Annotated in this window: 12 protein-coding genes; 6 read left to right on the plus strand and 6 right to left on the minus strand. The window is 71.3% G+C overall.

Annotation, left to right across the window (positions count from 1 at the left end; genetic code table 11):
• Nucleotides 1-812: HesA/MoeB/ThiF family protein (locus DW309_RS08995; protein ID WP_136045173.1), on the minus strand; the 812-nt coding region annotated here is incomplete at its 3' end.
• Nucleotides 813-975: 163 nt separating this feature from the next.
• Here DW309_RS08995 and DW309_RS09000 point away from each other — a divergent pair.
• From DW309_RS09000 to DW309_RS20260, 4 genes are read left to right on the plus strand one after another with little or no spacing between them, the layout of a single operon-like run.
• Entirely contained in the window at nucleotides 976-1,365 is a 390-nt protein-coding gene (locus tag DW309_RS09000; RefSeq protein ID WP_136045174.1) for a TOBE domain-containing protein, read from the plus strand.
• The gene (gene modA, locus DW309_RS09005) at nucleotides 1,362-2,129 is read left to right on the plus strand and encodes a molybdate ABC transporter substrate-binding protein (protein WP_136045175.1); all 768 of its coding nucleotides are present in this window, start codon (nucleotides 1,362-1,364) and stop codon (nucleotides 2,127-2,129) included. Before DW309_RS09000 ends, modA begins: the two co-directional genes overlap by 4 nt.
• A 10-nt stretch (nucleotides 2,130-2,139) precedes the next feature.
• Nucleotides 2,140-2,958 carry an ABC transporter permease gene (locus tag DW309_RS09010; protein ID WP_136045176.1) on the plus strand — a complete coding sequence of 273 codons (819 nt, stop codon included), beginning with the start codon at nucleotides 2,140-2,142 and terminating at the stop codon, nucleotides 2,956-2,958.
• On the plus strand, nucleotides 2,955-3,698 hold the full coding sequence (locus tag DW309_RS20260) for an ATP-binding cassette domain-containing protein (RefSeq protein WP_136045177.1): 744 nt from the start codon (nucleotides 2,955-2,957) through the stop codon (nucleotides 3,696-3,698). Before DW309_RS09010 ends, DW309_RS20260 begins: the two co-directional genes overlap by 4 nt.
• Before the next feature lie 66 nt (nucleotides 3,699-3,764).
• Here DW309_RS20260 and narI read toward each other — a convergent pair whose 3' ends face one another.
• From narI to DW309_RS09035, 4 genes are read right to left on the minus strand one after another with little or no spacing between them, the layout of a single operon-like run.
• Nucleotides 3,765-4,520, minus strand: coding sequence for a respiratory nitrate reductase subunit gamma (narI, locus tag DW309_RS09020; protein ID WP_136045178.1), 756 nt, complete (start codon nucleotides 4,518-4,520; stop codon nucleotides 3,765-3,767).
• A complete protein-coding gene (narJ, locus tag DW309_RS09025; RefSeq protein WP_136045179.1) occupies nucleotides 4,517-5,221 on the minus strand; it encodes a nitrate reductase molybdenum cofactor assembly chaperone in 705 nt (234 codons plus the stop codon). The genes narI and narJ overlap by 4 nt, the downstream gene beginning before the upstream one ends.
• A complete protein-coding gene (gene narH / locus DW309_RS09030; protein ID WP_136045180.1) occupies nucleotides 5,218-6,855 on the minus strand; it encodes a nitrate reductase subunit beta in 1,638 nt (545 codons plus the stop codon). The genes narJ and narH overlap by 4 nt, the downstream gene beginning before the upstream one ends.
• Nucleotides 6,852-10,604 (minus strand): nitrate reductase subunit alpha, encoded by a 3,753-nt coding sequence (locus DW309_RS09035; RefSeq protein ID WP_136045181.1) that lies wholly within the window; start codon nucleotides 10,602-10,604, stop codon nucleotides 6,852-6,854. The genes narH and DW309_RS09035 overlap by 4 nt, the downstream gene beginning before the upstream one ends.
• 129 nt (nucleotides 10,605-10,733) lie before the next feature.
• Here DW309_RS09035 and DW309_RS09040 point away from each other — a divergent pair, with 129 nt between their 5' ends.
• Both DW309_RS09040 and moaA read left to right on the plus strand, forming a co-directional pair.
• Nucleotides 10,734-11,972: an MFS transporter gene (locus DW309_RS09040; RefSeq protein WP_136045182.1), complete on the plus strand. Its 1,239-nt coding sequence runs from the start codon at nucleotides 10,734-10,736 to the stop codon at nucleotides 11,970-11,972.
• Nucleotides 11,973-11,975: 3 nt separating this feature from the next.
• Nucleotides 11,976-13,034, plus strand: coding sequence for a GTP 3',8-cyclase MoaA (gene moaA / locus DW309_RS09045; protein ID WP_136045183.1), 1,059 nt, complete (start codon nucleotides 11,976-11,978; stop codon nucleotides 13,032-13,034).
• A gap of 3 nt (nucleotides 13,035-13,037) precedes the next feature.
• On the opposite strand, the gene DW309_RS09050 is transcribed toward moaA, so the two are convergent.
• On the minus strand, nucleotides 13,038-13,286 hold a 249-nt coding region (locus tag DW309_RS09050), incomplete at its 5' end, for an ATP-binding cassette domain-containing protein (RefSeq protein WP_136045184.1).

The following is a 13,286-nucleotide window of genomic DNA, read 5'->3' on the forward strand; positions in this document are numbered from 1 at the left end:
CCCGCGGTCACGCCGGTCGCAGAGCCGTCGGCGGGCGGGACCGTCCCGCGACCCCGCAGCGGCACCTCGCTCATCCGGCCGCGCAGCGCGTCGATCAGCAGCACCCGCCCGAGCAGGGGATCGCCGATGCCCGCGACGAGCTTGATCGCCTCCATCGCCAGCACGGATCCGACCTGCAGGCACAGCGCCCCGAGCACCCCGACGGCGGCGCACGACGGCAGCTCACCGACCTCCTCCGGCGGGTACAGATCGCCCAACACCACGGGTGCGACGTCGGCGGGCGGGTCCGACCAGAACACGGTGACCTGCGCGGCGAACTCCTGCACCACGCCCCACACGAGCGGAACGCCGAGGCGCTCGCACGCGGAGGCCACGAGCGCGCGGGTCTCGAAGGTGTCGGAGCCGTCGATCACGAGGTCGGCTCCGGCCAGGAGCTCCTCCGCGTTCTGCGTGGTGAGGCGGCGGCGCACGGGGCGGACGGTCGTCTCCGGGGACAGCTCGGCGGCGACCCGCACGGCGCTGTCCGCCTTGGGCGCCCCCACGTCGACGATCCGGTGCAGCACCTGACGCTGCAGGTTGGACAGCTCCACCACGTCGTCGTCGATCACCGTGAGCGTGCCGATCCCCGCCGCCGCGAGCGCCAGCACGACGGGCGACCCGAGTCCGCCTGCTCCCACGACGGCGATGTGCGCTGCCGCGAGCCGGCGCTGCCCGAGCTCGCCGAGGCCGGCCAGCACCAGGTGCCGCGCGGTCCTCGCGGCCTCGACAGGACGGAGCTCCGCGACGGGCTCGACCAGCGGAGGCAGGGGCATGGGCTCAGGCTACCCCGCGTCCTCCGACGGGCGGGCGTGGTTCACCCGGGGGAATTGTCCGGAGCGGTCGAGCGCCCTGCACCGTCGCCTCCGATCCGCACTTGCGGACTTTCTCCGGCGAAACCCCTGGATCTGCGGATCACACCGCTCTAGGCTCTCGGCCATGGTCAGCTATCGGATCGCGGAGGCCGCACGGCTGCTCGGCGTGAGCGACGACACGGTGCGCCGGTGGATCGACCAGGGGGCGCTCCCCGTGACCGACGACAGCCCCGCGCGCATTCCCGGCGACGCCCTCGCCCGCCACGCCGTCGACCTCGCCGCCACCCCGCCGACGCCGGGCGACGTGCTGTCCAGCGCCCGCAACCGGTTCACGGGCCTGGTGACCCGCGTGCAGATCGACGGCGTCATGGCCCAGGTCGACATCCAGGCCGGTCCGCACCGCTTCGTCTCCCTGCTGTCCGCCGAGGCCGCCACCGAGCTCGACCTGCAGCCCGGCTCGCTCGCGGTCGCCGTCATCAAGGCGACCACCGTGATCGTGGAGACTCCCCGATGAGGCGCGCCCCGGTGCTCGCGGCGAGCGCCCTCGCGGTCGCCCTCGCCCTGACCGGCTGCGCCGCCCCGGAGTCGACGTCGCCCTCCCCCACGTCGGCGGACGAGCTCACCGGCGAGGTCACCGTGTTCGCCGCCGCGTCGCTCCGCGCCGCGTTCGACGAGATCGCCGACGCCTTCCACGACGCGCACCCCGCCGTCACGGTCGCCCCCATCGTCTACGACGGGTCGAGCGTGCTGGTGACACAGCTCGCGGAGGGCGCGCACGCCGATGTCCTGGCCACCGCCGACGAGCGCACGATGAAGGAGGTCGTGGACGCCGGACTCGCCTCCGATCCGCGGCTCCTCGCCACCAACACCCTCGTCGTCGCCATGCCGGCGGGAAACCCCGGCGACGTCTCCGGCGTCGAAGATCTGGCCGACGTCACCACCGTGCTCTGCGCGCCCGAGGTGCCGTGCGGAGCGGCCTCGCAGACGCTGCTCGACGCGGCCGGCGTGACCGTGAGACCGGCCAGTCTCGAGCAGAACGTCACGGGAGTGCTGCAGAAGATCCTCGCGGGTGAGGCGGACGCGGGCCTGGTCTACGCGACCGACGTGATCGGAGAGGACGTCGAGAGCTTCTCGCCGCCGGGCACGGAGAAGGCGATGAACCGCTACCCGATCGTCGCACTCGGCGACGCCACCGCCGCGGGCGCGGCCTTCGCCGATTTCGTCCTCGGGCCAGAGGGACGACGGATCCTCGCCGATCACGGGTTCGGCGCCCCGTGACCTTGGCATCATGACGCCCCTGCGCCGCGCGGACACCGGAGCCGCACCACCGTTCCTCGTCATCGCGCCCGCCGTGCTCGGCATGCTCCTGCTGGCCCTGCCCCTGATCGCCCTGCTCGCCCGCGCCTCCTGGGGAACGCTGTGGGCCGACATCACCTCGCCCGTCGCGGTCGACGCCCTGCGTCTGTCGCTTGTGACCGGGCTCGCCGCCACCGCGCTGTGCCTCGTCCTGGGGCTCCCGCTCGCGCTGCTCATCGCCCGCTCCGGCCCGCGCACCTCCGCGATCCTGCGTGCCGTCGTCGCAGTGCCGCTCGTGCTGCCCCCGATGGTCGGCGGGGTCGCGCTGCTGTTCCTGCTGGGTCGCACGAGCCCACTCGGCCGTCTCGTCGCGGACTGGTTCGGCACCGGCATCCCGTTCACACCGGCCGCGGTCGTGCTCGCCCAGGCGTTCGTCGCGCTGCCGTTCCTCGTGCTCGCGGTCGAGGGCACCATCCGCAGCACCGGCAGCCGCTACGAACGCACGGCCGCGACCCTCGGCGCCTCCCCCGCCGTGGTGCTGTGGCGGGTGACACTGCCCCTTGCGACGCCCGGCATCGTCGCCGGCGTGATCCTGTGCTTCGCGCGGGCCATCGGCGAGTTCGGGGCCACCGCCCTGTTCGCCGGCAACGCCCCCGGGGTCACGCAGACCATGCCGCTCGCGATCTACACCGCGTTCAACGGCGCGGGGACCGGCCGGGAGACCGCCGTCGCCCTGTCGATCCTGCTGCTGGGCTGCGCGGTCCTCGTGCTGCTGCTCGTGCGGGCCTGGCGGCCGGGAGCCGTGCGATGACCGCGGGCGCGCACGCGGGGCGGCTCGACGCGCGGGTCGTGGTCCATCGCGCCCATCTCGACGTCGCGCTCGGTGTCGCTGCGGGCGAGTGCGTGGCGATCATGGGTCCGAGCGGCGCCGGCAAGACCACGATCCTCTCCGCGATCGCCGGTCTCCTCCGTATCGACGACGGTCACGTCGACCTCGACGGCGCACGCCTCTCGGGTGCCGCACCCCGCGCGGCTCGTGCCGTGCACGTGCCGCCGTCCCGTCGAGCCATCGGGCTCCTCGGGCAGGACGCGCTGCTGTTCCCGCACCTGACCGCGGCGGAGAACATCGCCTTCGCCGCCCGCCCCGCCGGCTCGAACCGGACGGCCGCCCGCGAGACCGCCGACGCCTGGATGACGCGCATCGGCCTTGACGGACTCGGCCCCCGGCGCCCCCACGAACTCTCCGGAGGTCAGCGCCAGCGTGTCGCCCTCGCCAGGGCTCTGGCGGCCCGCCCCCGGCTGCTGCTGCTGGACGAGCCGTTCACGTCGCTCGACGTGGAGGCCGCGGCCCAACTGCGCGCGGTCGTGCACGAGCAGCGCGGCAGCACCACGACCGTCCTCGTGTCGCACGGCATCGTCGACGCCCAGTCCCTCGCGACGCGCCTCGTCATCGTGCAGGACGGCCGCGTGGTGCAGGACGGCCCCGTGGCCGACGTGCTGTCCGTCCCCGCATCATCGTTCGTCGCCGCGGTCGCCGGATCCGCTCGCTGACTCCCCCCACCCCGAGCGCGACGCCGCCGTCCGCACGATGCGCCGCCCCACCCGACGACGGCGGTGTCAGGGCCGCCGCAGCCGTGCCGCGTCCGGTGTCGACACCGGGTCCCATCCGCGCTTCGGCGCCCGGGTGCCGCGCTGGTCGTCACGCGAGCGGTACACGATGTACGGACGGAACAGGTAGCCGACCGGTGCCGAGAACACGTGCACGAGCCGCGTGAACGGCCACAGCGCGAACAGCAGCGTCGCCGTGAACACGTGGAGCTGGAACAGCAGCGGCACGTCGACCATGAGATCGGGGCGCGGCTGCAGGATGATGAGCTGCCGGATCCACGGCGACACCGTCTCGCGGTAGTGGAATCCGCCGCCGAACACCTGGTAGACGACCGTCGCCGCGGTGCCGAACAGCAGCGTGGCGCCGAGGAAGACGTACATCACCTTGTCCATCACGGTCGTCGCGAGGAACACCGCGGCGACCGTGCGGCGCCGGTAGATGAGGATCGCGAGGCCCGCGAGGGTGAGGATCGCCGCCGCCGTCCCGAGCACCGTCGCGCCGACGTGGTACATCTCCTCGGTGATCCCGATCGCGTACAGCCACTCGCGCGGGATGAGCAGACCCACCACGTGCCCCGCGATCACCATCAGGATGCCCAGGTGGAACATGGGCGAGCCCCACCGCAGCAGGCGGTTCTCGTAGGTCTGCGACGATCGCGTCGTCCAGCCGAACTTGTCGTACTTGTAGCGCCAGATGTGGCCGAGGACGAACACCGCCGCGCACACGTAGGGCACGACCACCCACAGGATGATCTCCAGACTCATCGCGACTCCCTCGCTCGGAATGCGGGCATCGGCAGGCTCAGCCCCACGGTCTCGGCGGGCGGCCCCTCGTTCACCAGCGCCAGGACACGCTCCCGCGTCGCCTGGTCGACCTTCGGCAGCGAGAGCGTCACCGCCCTGACCACGTCCGCCCAGCGGCTTCCCCCGTCCTCCAGCGCGGCCCGCAGCACCTCGACGCCCTCGCGATGCGCCGACAGCAGAGCGTCTGCGACGGGGGACGCGGAGCGGGCGGAGAACTCCAGCACCGCCGGCAGGTAGTCCGGCAGCTCGGCGGCGTCGAACTCCCACCCTGCCGCGCGATACGCCTCCAGGAACGTGACGAGCGCCGTCCCGCGGCGCCGCGTGTCCCCGGTCGCGTAGTAGCTCAGGTACAGCGAGCACTTGCGCTTCAGGTCGAACGTCGTGACGTACTCGCGCTGCACCGCCGTCGGCCCGACCTCCACGGCTCCGTCGAGGAAACGGATCAGCGGCTCGGCGACCGGCTGCGGCAGTCCGGCGGCGTGCGCGCGCAGGGTCCCCGCACGGTCGAACCAGGGGGCATCGGGGTAGTCGAGCAGCAGGGACGCCAGCATGTGCACCGTGCGGCGCTGCGTGCCCGACAGGACAGCCGGCGTCAGCACCTCGGGCAATGGCCGCCGCGGGGTGACCCGCCCTCGCTCCCGCACCGGGAGGACGCTGCTCACTTCTCCGCCTCCGGCGGGAACAGCCCGCCCGGCCGACCGTTGCCGTCCCAGTTCAGCAGGTTCACCCGCCCGGGCGTCGACGGTCGATCCGCGGTCTGCCGATCCGCGAGCACGTGGAAGTTCTCCACCGCGACCGGCGTGGGATATCCGCTGTTCTCACCGAACGGGCCCGCACCGCCCATGCCGGGGCCGTCCTCGTAGTCGAGCGAGCAGGCCATCTCCTCCAGCTCGTGCGCCCGCTCGGCGTGCGCCGCCGGGATGACGTAGCGCTCCTCGTACTTCGCGATCGCGAGCAACCGGTACATCTCCTCGATCTCGGCCCCCGTCATGCCCACCGCGTGCGCGATGCGCTCGTCGCGCTCGTCGTCGAGGTTCACCCCGCGCATGTACGACCGCATCGCGGCGAGCTTGCGCAGCGACGCATCGACGGGCTGCACGTCGCCGGCCGTGAACATCTCCGCGAGGTAGCCGATCGGGATGCGGAGCTTGTCGATCGCGGCGAACAGCGTTCGCGCGTCCTCCCCGTCGTTGCCGGAGCCGGTGACCACGTCGACCACGGGCGACAGCGGCGGGATGTACCAGACCATCGGCATCGTGCGGTACTCGGGGTGCAGCGGCAGCGCCACCCGGTACTTCTGGATCAGCTTGTGGATGGGGCTGCGCTGCGCGGCCTCGATCCAGTCCTCGGGGATGCCGTCGCGGCGGGCGGCCTCGACCACCGCAGGGTCGTTCGGGTCGAGGATGATCGAGCGCTGCGCGTCCAGCAGCTCGTGCTCGTCCTCGACCGCGGCGGCCTCGGCGACCCGGTCCACGTCGTAGAGCACGAGCCCGAGATAGCGCAGTCGTCCGACGCAGGTCTCCGAGCAGACCGTCGGCAGCCCCACCTCGATGCGGGGATAGCACATGGTGCACTTCTCGGCCTTGCCGGTCTTGTGGTTGAAGTAGACCTTCTTGTACGGGCAGCCCGACACGCACATGCGCCATCCACGGCACGCATCCTGATCCACCAGCACGATGCCGTCCTCCTCGCGCTTGTACATCGCGCCCGAAGGACACGACGCCACGCAGGACGGGTTCAGGCAGTGCTCGCAGATGCGCGGCAGGTAGAACATGAAGGCCTTCTGGAACTCGGCCTCCACCTGCTCGCTCATCTTCTTCAGGATCGGGTCGTCGTGCATGGTCTCGAGCGAGCCGCCGAGATCGTCGTCCCAGTTGGCCGACCACGAGATCTTCATGTCCTTGCCCGTGATGAGGCTCTTCGGCCGGGCGACCGGCGTGTGCTCGCCGCTGGGCGCGTTGACGAGCATGTCGTAGTCGTAGGTCCACGGCTCGTAGTAGTCGTCCATGCCGGGCAGCTTCGGGTTGGAGAAGATGCGCATGAGCTTGGCGAGCCGGCCGCCGCTGCGCAGCCGGAGCCGACCGCGCTTGTCACGCACCCAGCCGCCGCCCCACTTCTCCTGGTCCTGGTAGCCGCGCGGGTACCCGACGCCCGGCCTGGTCTCCACGTTGTTGAACCACACGTATTCCATGCCCGTGCGGTTGGTCCACGCCTGCTTGCACGTGACCGAGCACGTGTGGCATCCGATGCACTTGTCGAGATTCATCACCATCGACATCTGAGCCATAACCTTCATCGGTACCGCACCTCCTGATCGCGGCGGCGGATCGTGGTGACCTCGTCGCGCTGGTTCCCCGTCGGACCCAGGTAGTTGAACGCCCAGGCGAGCTGCGCGTAGCCGCCGATGAGGTGGCTCGGCTTGAGCAGGATCCGCGTGAGCGAGTTGTGGATGCCACCGCGCTGGCCGCTGACCTCGGAGATCGGCACATCCACCGTGCGGTCCTTCGCGTGGTACATGTACACCGTTCCCTCCGGCATCCGGTGCGACACGTTCGCCCGAGCGACCACGACGCCGTTGCGGTTGTACGACTCGATCCAGTCGTTGTCGCGCACGCCGATCTTGGCCGCGTCCTGCGGGCTCATCCAGATCGTGGGCCCGCCGCGCGAGAGAGACAGCATGAACAGGTTGTCCTGGTACTCGGAGTGGATCGACCATTTGGAGTGCGGGGTCAGATACCGCACGTGCACCTCGGCGGCGCTGCTGGTGCCCGGCACCACGTCGTCGAACAGCCGGTGCATGTCGAGCGGGGGGCGGTAGATCGGCAGCGCCTCGCCGAGCTCGTCCATCCAGTCGTGGTCGAGGTAGAAGTGCTGGCGCCCGGTGAGCGTGTGCCACGGCTTGAGGTGCTCGACGTTGATCGCGAACGCGGTGTAGCGCCGTCCGCCGTGCTCCGATCCCGACCACTCGGGAGACGTGATCACGCTGCGCGGCTGCACCGACACGTCGTTGAAGGTGAGCTGCGTGCCCTCGTGCTCATCCGCGAGGAACGCCATCCGCTGACCGGTGTGCTCCTCGAGGGCGTGGAAGCCCTGCACCGCGAGTCGCCCGTTGCTCGTACCGGAGAACGCGAGGATCAGCTCGCACGCGCGGCGGTCGGTGTCGAGGCGCACGGACCCCGCGTACGGCCCGCTCTCCACGACACCGTTGACCCTCTTCAGCTTCTCGATCTCCGGCTCGGCGCGGTACGTGATGCCCTTCGTCGTCATGCCCAGCTTCTGTGTGAGCGGGCCGAGCGCCTTCCATCGCTCGTGCAGGTTCGGGTAGTCCCGCTCCACCACGGCGAGCTTCGGCATGGTCACTCCCGGGACCCGCGGCAGATCCTGCACCCGGCCGTGCGGCGTCGCCATCACATCCGGCGTATCGTGCTGCAGCGGCGTCGCGACGAGGTCCTTCCGCACACCGAGGTGCGTGCGGGCCATCGCACTGAACTTCTCGGCCAGCAACCCGAACACGTCGAAGTCGGTCTTCGTCTGCCAGGGGGGCGCGATCGCCGGGTTGAACGCGTGGATGAAGGGGTGCATGTCGGTCGAGGAGAGGTCGTGCTTCTCGTACCAGGTCGCCGCCGGCAGCACGATATCGCTGAACAGCGTCGTGCTGGTCATCCGGAAGTCGGCCGTCATCAGCAGGTCGAGCTTGCCCTCGGGAGCCCGGTCGCGCCACGTCATGGTCGCCGGGCGGGACCCGGGCGACGCCTCGGCGGCACGCACCGACGCGTCGGTGCCGAGCAGGTGCTTCAGGAAGTACTCGTTGCCCTTGCCGGACGAGCCGAGGATGTTCGCGCGCCACACCAGCACGATGCGGGGGAAGTTCTCCGGGGCGTCGGGATCCTCCACCGCGAACCGGAGGGACCCCTCGTTCAGGCTGTCGACGACGTGCTGCGCCGGCTCCTTGCCGAGCGCCTCGGCCTCGTCGCACAGGTCGAGCGGGTTGCGGTCGAACGTCGGGTAGCTCGGCATCCATCCGCGCTGCACCGACTCGACCAGGCAGTCGGCGGTCGTGCGCCCCGTGAAGCGCCCGGTGCCCAGTGGCGAGGCGAGCTGATCCGCCGGCAGCCCGTCGTAGCGCCACTGGTCCGTGGCGAGGTACCAGAAGGCGGTGCCGATCGTGTGCCGGGGAGGGCGGCCCCAGTCCGCGGCCGCGGCGTACTGCTGGTAGCCCGTGATCGGCCGCACCTTCTCCTGTCCCACGTAGTGCGCCCAACCGCCGCCGTTCACCCCCTGACAGCCGGTCATCGTCGTCAGCGCGAGGAACGTGCGGTAGATCGTGTCGGAATGGAACCAGTGGTTGGTCCCCGCGCCCATCAGGATCATCGACCGGCCGCCGGAGCGCTCGGCGTTGTCGGCGAACTCGCGCGCGATGCGCAGGGCCTGCGCGGCGGGCACCGAGGTGTGCTCCTCCTGCCACGCGGGGGTGCCCGGGGTGCTCGCGTCGTCGTAGCCGGACGGCCACTCGCCGGGAAGGCCGTCGCGGCCCACGCCGTACTGCGCGAGCATCAGGTCGAACACCGTGGTCACACGGCGCCCGGCGACCGTGCGCACGGGGACGCCGCGCACCACCACGCCCGAGCCGCCGGCGTGCTCCTGGCCGGGCTCGGGGTCGAGGTCGAACCGCGGCAGGCGCACCTCCGCCGCCTCGGTCCCTCCGGGGAGATCGGCGATCGACAGCGGCGGCACGACGTCGCCGAGGTCGAGATTCCACGCGCCCTTGTCCTCCGGGGAGAAGCGGTGCCCGAGCGATCCGTTCGGCACCACCGGCGTGTCGTCCGCGTCGAGCAGCACGGGCTTGAACTCGGCGCGCGCCTGCGCCGCTGTGTCGCCGTCGAGGTCGGACGCCGTGACGAACTTGCCGGGCACCAGCCCGCCGTCCCGCTCCTCCAGAGCCACCAGGAACGGGGCATCGGTGTAGCGGCGCATGTACTCCTCGAACCGCGGCGTGCGCTTGTCGACGAAGTGCTCGCGCAGGATGACATGACCCATGGCGAGGGCCAGCGCCGCATCGGTGCCCGGGTGCGGGGCGACCCACTCATCGGCGAACTTCGTGTTGTCGGTGTAGTCCGGCGACACGGTGACGACCTTCTGCCCGCGGTACCGCGCCTCGGCCATGAAGTGGGCGTCGGGCGTGCGCGTGACCGGGACGTTCGAGCCCCACATGATGAGGTAGCCCGCGTTCCACCAGTCCGCCGACTCCGGCACGTCGGTCTGGTCGCCGAACACCTGCGGGCTCGCGACCGGGAGGTCGGCGTACCAGTCGTAGAACGACAGCATCGTGCCGCCCAGCAGGTTCAGGAACCGGGAGCCGGCGCCGTGCGACACCATCGACATCGCGGGGATCGGCGAGAACCCGGCGATCCGATCCGGGCCGTGGGTCTTCACCGTGTGCACGTGCGCCGCGGCCGCGATCTCCATGACCTCGTCCCAGCTCGTGCGGATGAGACCGCCCTTGCCGCGCACGCGCTTGTACGACTGCGCTTTCTCCGGATCCTCCACGATCGATGCCCAGGCATCCACCGGGTCGGCGTGCACGGCACGGGCCTCGCGATAGAGCCGGGCCAGTGTGTCGCGGATGTACGGATAGCGCACGCGCGTCGGCGAGTAGGTGTACCAGCTGAACGCGGCACCACGCGGACAGCCGCGAGGCTCGTACTCGGGAGAGTCCGGGCCGATCGAGGGATAGTCGGTCTGCTGCGCCTCCCACGTGATGATGCCGTCCTTGACGTACACCTTCCACGAGCACGAACCGGTGCAGTTCACGCCGTGGGTGGAGCGGACGACCTTGTCGTGCGACCAGCGGTCGCGGTAGAACGCGTCACCCGACCGACCGCCCTCCAGGAACAGCGACCGCAGGTCGGGCGACACCTCACCCGGCCGGAGGAACCGACCCAGATTCAGCAGTCCGTCGGCGAGAGCGCCATCGGTCGCGGGCGGGCTGTCGGATCGGATGCCAGGGGTCACGGCTGCTCCTTCACGCGGCTTTTGACTCAGCATCCTCCCCCCGCCCACGAGGGCGCACAAGGGTACGCCGGGACAAATCACCCGGGCGGAATTAGCACGGGTGATGGCGCCTCCGCGGCCCAGCCGCGAAGCTACTCTCAACGCACGAAGGAGGCTCCACCCATGACTTCTGCTGCTCCCGCCCCGACCGCCGCCCCCGATCAGCTCCGCGGCGGGATGGTCCAGGTCATCCTCGCCACGCTCGCCTCCACCGCGGGCTTCTGGGCATGGATGGCCATCTCGCCACTGCAGAAGTCGTACGCCGAGCAGATGGGACTCGACGAGGGCCAGATCTCGCTCATGCTCGCGACCCCGGTGCTGGTCGGCGCCCTGGGCCGCATCGTGGTGGGCGCCATGACCGACCGCTTCGGCGGCCGCCGGATGTTCACGTTCGTTCTCCTGGCCTCGGTGCCCGCGGTGCTCCTCGTGGCGCTCGCGGGAGAGATCCGCAGCTTCCCGCTGCTGCTGATCGCCGGCTTCTACCTCGGCGTCGCCGGCACGATCTTCGCGGTCGGCATCCCGTTCTCCAGCGCGTGGTTCCCGCCGTCCCGTCGCGGCTTCGCGAACGGCGTCTTCGGCATGGGCATGATCGGCACGGCGATCTCGGCGTTCTTCACCCCGCGGCTGGCGGAGTCGATCGGCTACCTGCCCACCCATCTGCTCATCGCGGGCGTCCTCGGCGTGTTCGCCGTCGTGTCGTGGGTGCTGCTGCGGGACTCCCCCGTCTGGCGGCCCAACACCGAGCGATTCGTCCCGAAGGTGGTCGGCGCGCTCAAACTCGCCGTGACGTGGGAGATGGCGTTCCTCTACGGCATCGTGTTCGGCGGCTTCGTGGCGTTCTCGACCTTCCTGCCGAAGTACCTCACCACGATCTACCCCGACGACGTGGACGTGGTGGGAGCGGGCACCCGCACCGCCCTGTTCGCCGCCGCCGCCGTGGTCGCGCGCCCGATCGGCGGGGTGCTGGCCGACCGCTTCGGCCCCAAGGTCATCGCGCTCATCTCGCTCGGCGGCATCGTGTCGCTCGCGTACATCGTCGGCCAGCAACCGCCCGAGGGCATCGTCACGGGCGCGACCTTCATCCTCATGGCCGCCGCGATGGGTCTCGGCATGGGCGCCGTCTTCGCGTGGATCGGGCCGTCCACCCCGCCGGAGAAGGTGGGATCCGTGAGCGGCATCGTCGCCGCGGCGGGCGGCCTCGGCGGGTACTTCCCGCCGCTGGTCATGGGCGCGACGTACAACCCCGACACCAACTCCTACTCGCTCGGCCTGTGGCTGCTCGTGTTCGTCGGCGCGTTCGCGCTCGTGGTCGCCGGGATGCTCCGCGACGTCGGTGGACGACGCGCCGCGAGTAAGGTCTGACGCATGACCTCCGTGCCCGTGCAGCTCGGACGCCGCCGGCCCGCCGCGACCGCACCGGCCGCGCACGGGCCGCTGCTCGACACGCACGGGCGGGTACACCGCGACCTGCGGATCTCGCTCACCGACCGCTGCTCGTTGCGCTGCACCTACTGCATGCCGGAGCAGGGGAACGAGTGGCTCGCGCGCTCCTCCATCCTGACGGCCGACGAGATCGTGCGCGTGGCACGGGTGGCGGCGGCGGCCGGTATCACCACGTTCCGGCTCACCGGCGGCGAACCGCTCCTCCGCCCCGACCTGGTGGAGGTCGTCCGCCGCCTGAGCGCGATCGACGAGGGCCACGGACCCGTGCGGGTCGCCATGACCACCAACGGCATCCGCCTCGCCGAGACGCTCGACGCGCTCGCCGACGCGGGGCTCGCGCGACTCAACATCTCCATCGACACGCTGCGCCGCGACCGCTTCGCCGCCCTCACCCGCCGCGACCGGCTCGCCGACGTGCTGCGCGGCATCGCGGCCGCCGCGGCGTCTGACCTTCGCCCGCTCAAGCTCAACACGGTCGCGATGCGCGGCGTGAACGACGACGAGCTGTGCGACCTGGTCGAGTTCGCGATCGCGCACGACGCCGAGCTCCGCTTCATCGAGCAGATGCCCCTCGATGCAGGCCACACGTGGGACCGCGAACGGATGGTCACGCGACAGGAGATCCTCGACGCCCTCGGTCGCCGCTGGGCCCTGACCCCCGTCGCGGGACGCGGTGGAGCCCCGGCCGAGCGCTGGCGCCTGGACGGAGGATCGGCCACCGTCGGGGTGATCGCCTCGGTCACGGCACCGTTCTGCGGAGACTGCGACCGCCTGCGCCTCACGGCCGACGGGCAGCTGCGGAACTGCCTGTTCTCGTCGCACGAGTTCGATCTGCTGCCGGTGCTCCGCGACACCCGCGGATCGGACGACGCCCTCGACCGCGTGCTGCGCGCGTGCGTCTGGGCGAAGCTTCCCGGTCACGCCATCGACGACCCGGCGTTCCTCCAGCCCGAACGGGGCATGAACGCGATCGGCGGCTGAGCCTCAGAGCGTGCGACCGCCGTCGAGCCGCACCACCCGGTCCACCGTTCCCGCGGGCGGATCCACGTGCGAGATCAGCAGCACCGTCTGGTCGCCCGCAGCGTCGAGCAGGTCGCGCAGCAGGGCGTCCGAGGCGTCGGGGTCCACGCCAGCGGTCGGCTCGTCGAGCACCAGCACCGGGAACCCCCGGAGCAGCGCGCGGGCCAGGGCGATGCGCTGCCCCTGGCCGCCCGACACGAGCGCCCCGCGGTC

This window comes from Microbacterium sp. K41 (assembly GCF_004794395.1).
GTDB classification, from domain to species: Bacteria; Actinomycetota; Actinomycetes; order Actinomycetales; family Microbacteriaceae; genus Microbacterium; species Microbacterium sufflavum.

Bases quoted from the DNA above. Each gene is read 5' to 3' on its own strand.
- DW309_RS09000 (WP_136045174.1), top strand. From the start codon at position 976: ATGGTCAGCTATCGGATCGCGGAGGCCGCACGGCTGCTCGGCGTGAGC.
- modA (WP_136045175.1), top strand. From the start codon at position 1,362: ATGAGGCGCGCCCCGGTGCTCGCGGCGAGCGCCCTCGCGGTCGCCCTC.
- DW309_RS09010 (WP_136045176.1), top strand. From the start codon at position 2,140: ATGACGCCCCTGCGCCGCGCGGACACCGGAGCCGCACCACCGTTCCTC.
- DW309_RS20260 (WP_136045177.1), top strand. From the start codon at position 2,955: ATGACCGCGGGCGCGCACGCGGGGCGGCTCGACGCGCGGGTCGTGGTC.
- narI (WP_136045178.1), bottom strand. From the start codon at position 4,520: ATGAGTCTGGAGATCATCCTGTGGGTGGTCGTGCCCTACGTGTGCGCG.
- narH (WP_136045180.1), bottom strand. From the start codon at position 6,855: ATGAAGGTTATGGCTCAGATGTCGATGGTGATGAATCTCGACAAGTGC.
- DW309_RS09035 (WP_136045181.1), bottom strand. From the start codon at position 10,604: ATGCTGAGTCAAAAGCCGCGTGAAGGAGCAGCCGTGACCCCTGGCATC.
- DW309_RS09040 (WP_136045182.1), top strand. From the start codon at position 10,734: ATGACTTCTGCTGCTCCCGCCCCGACCGCCGCCCCCGATCAGCTCCGC.
- moaA (WP_136045183.1), top strand. From the start codon at position 11,976: ATGACCTCCGTGCCCGTGCAGCTCGGACGCCGCCGGCCCGCCGCGACC.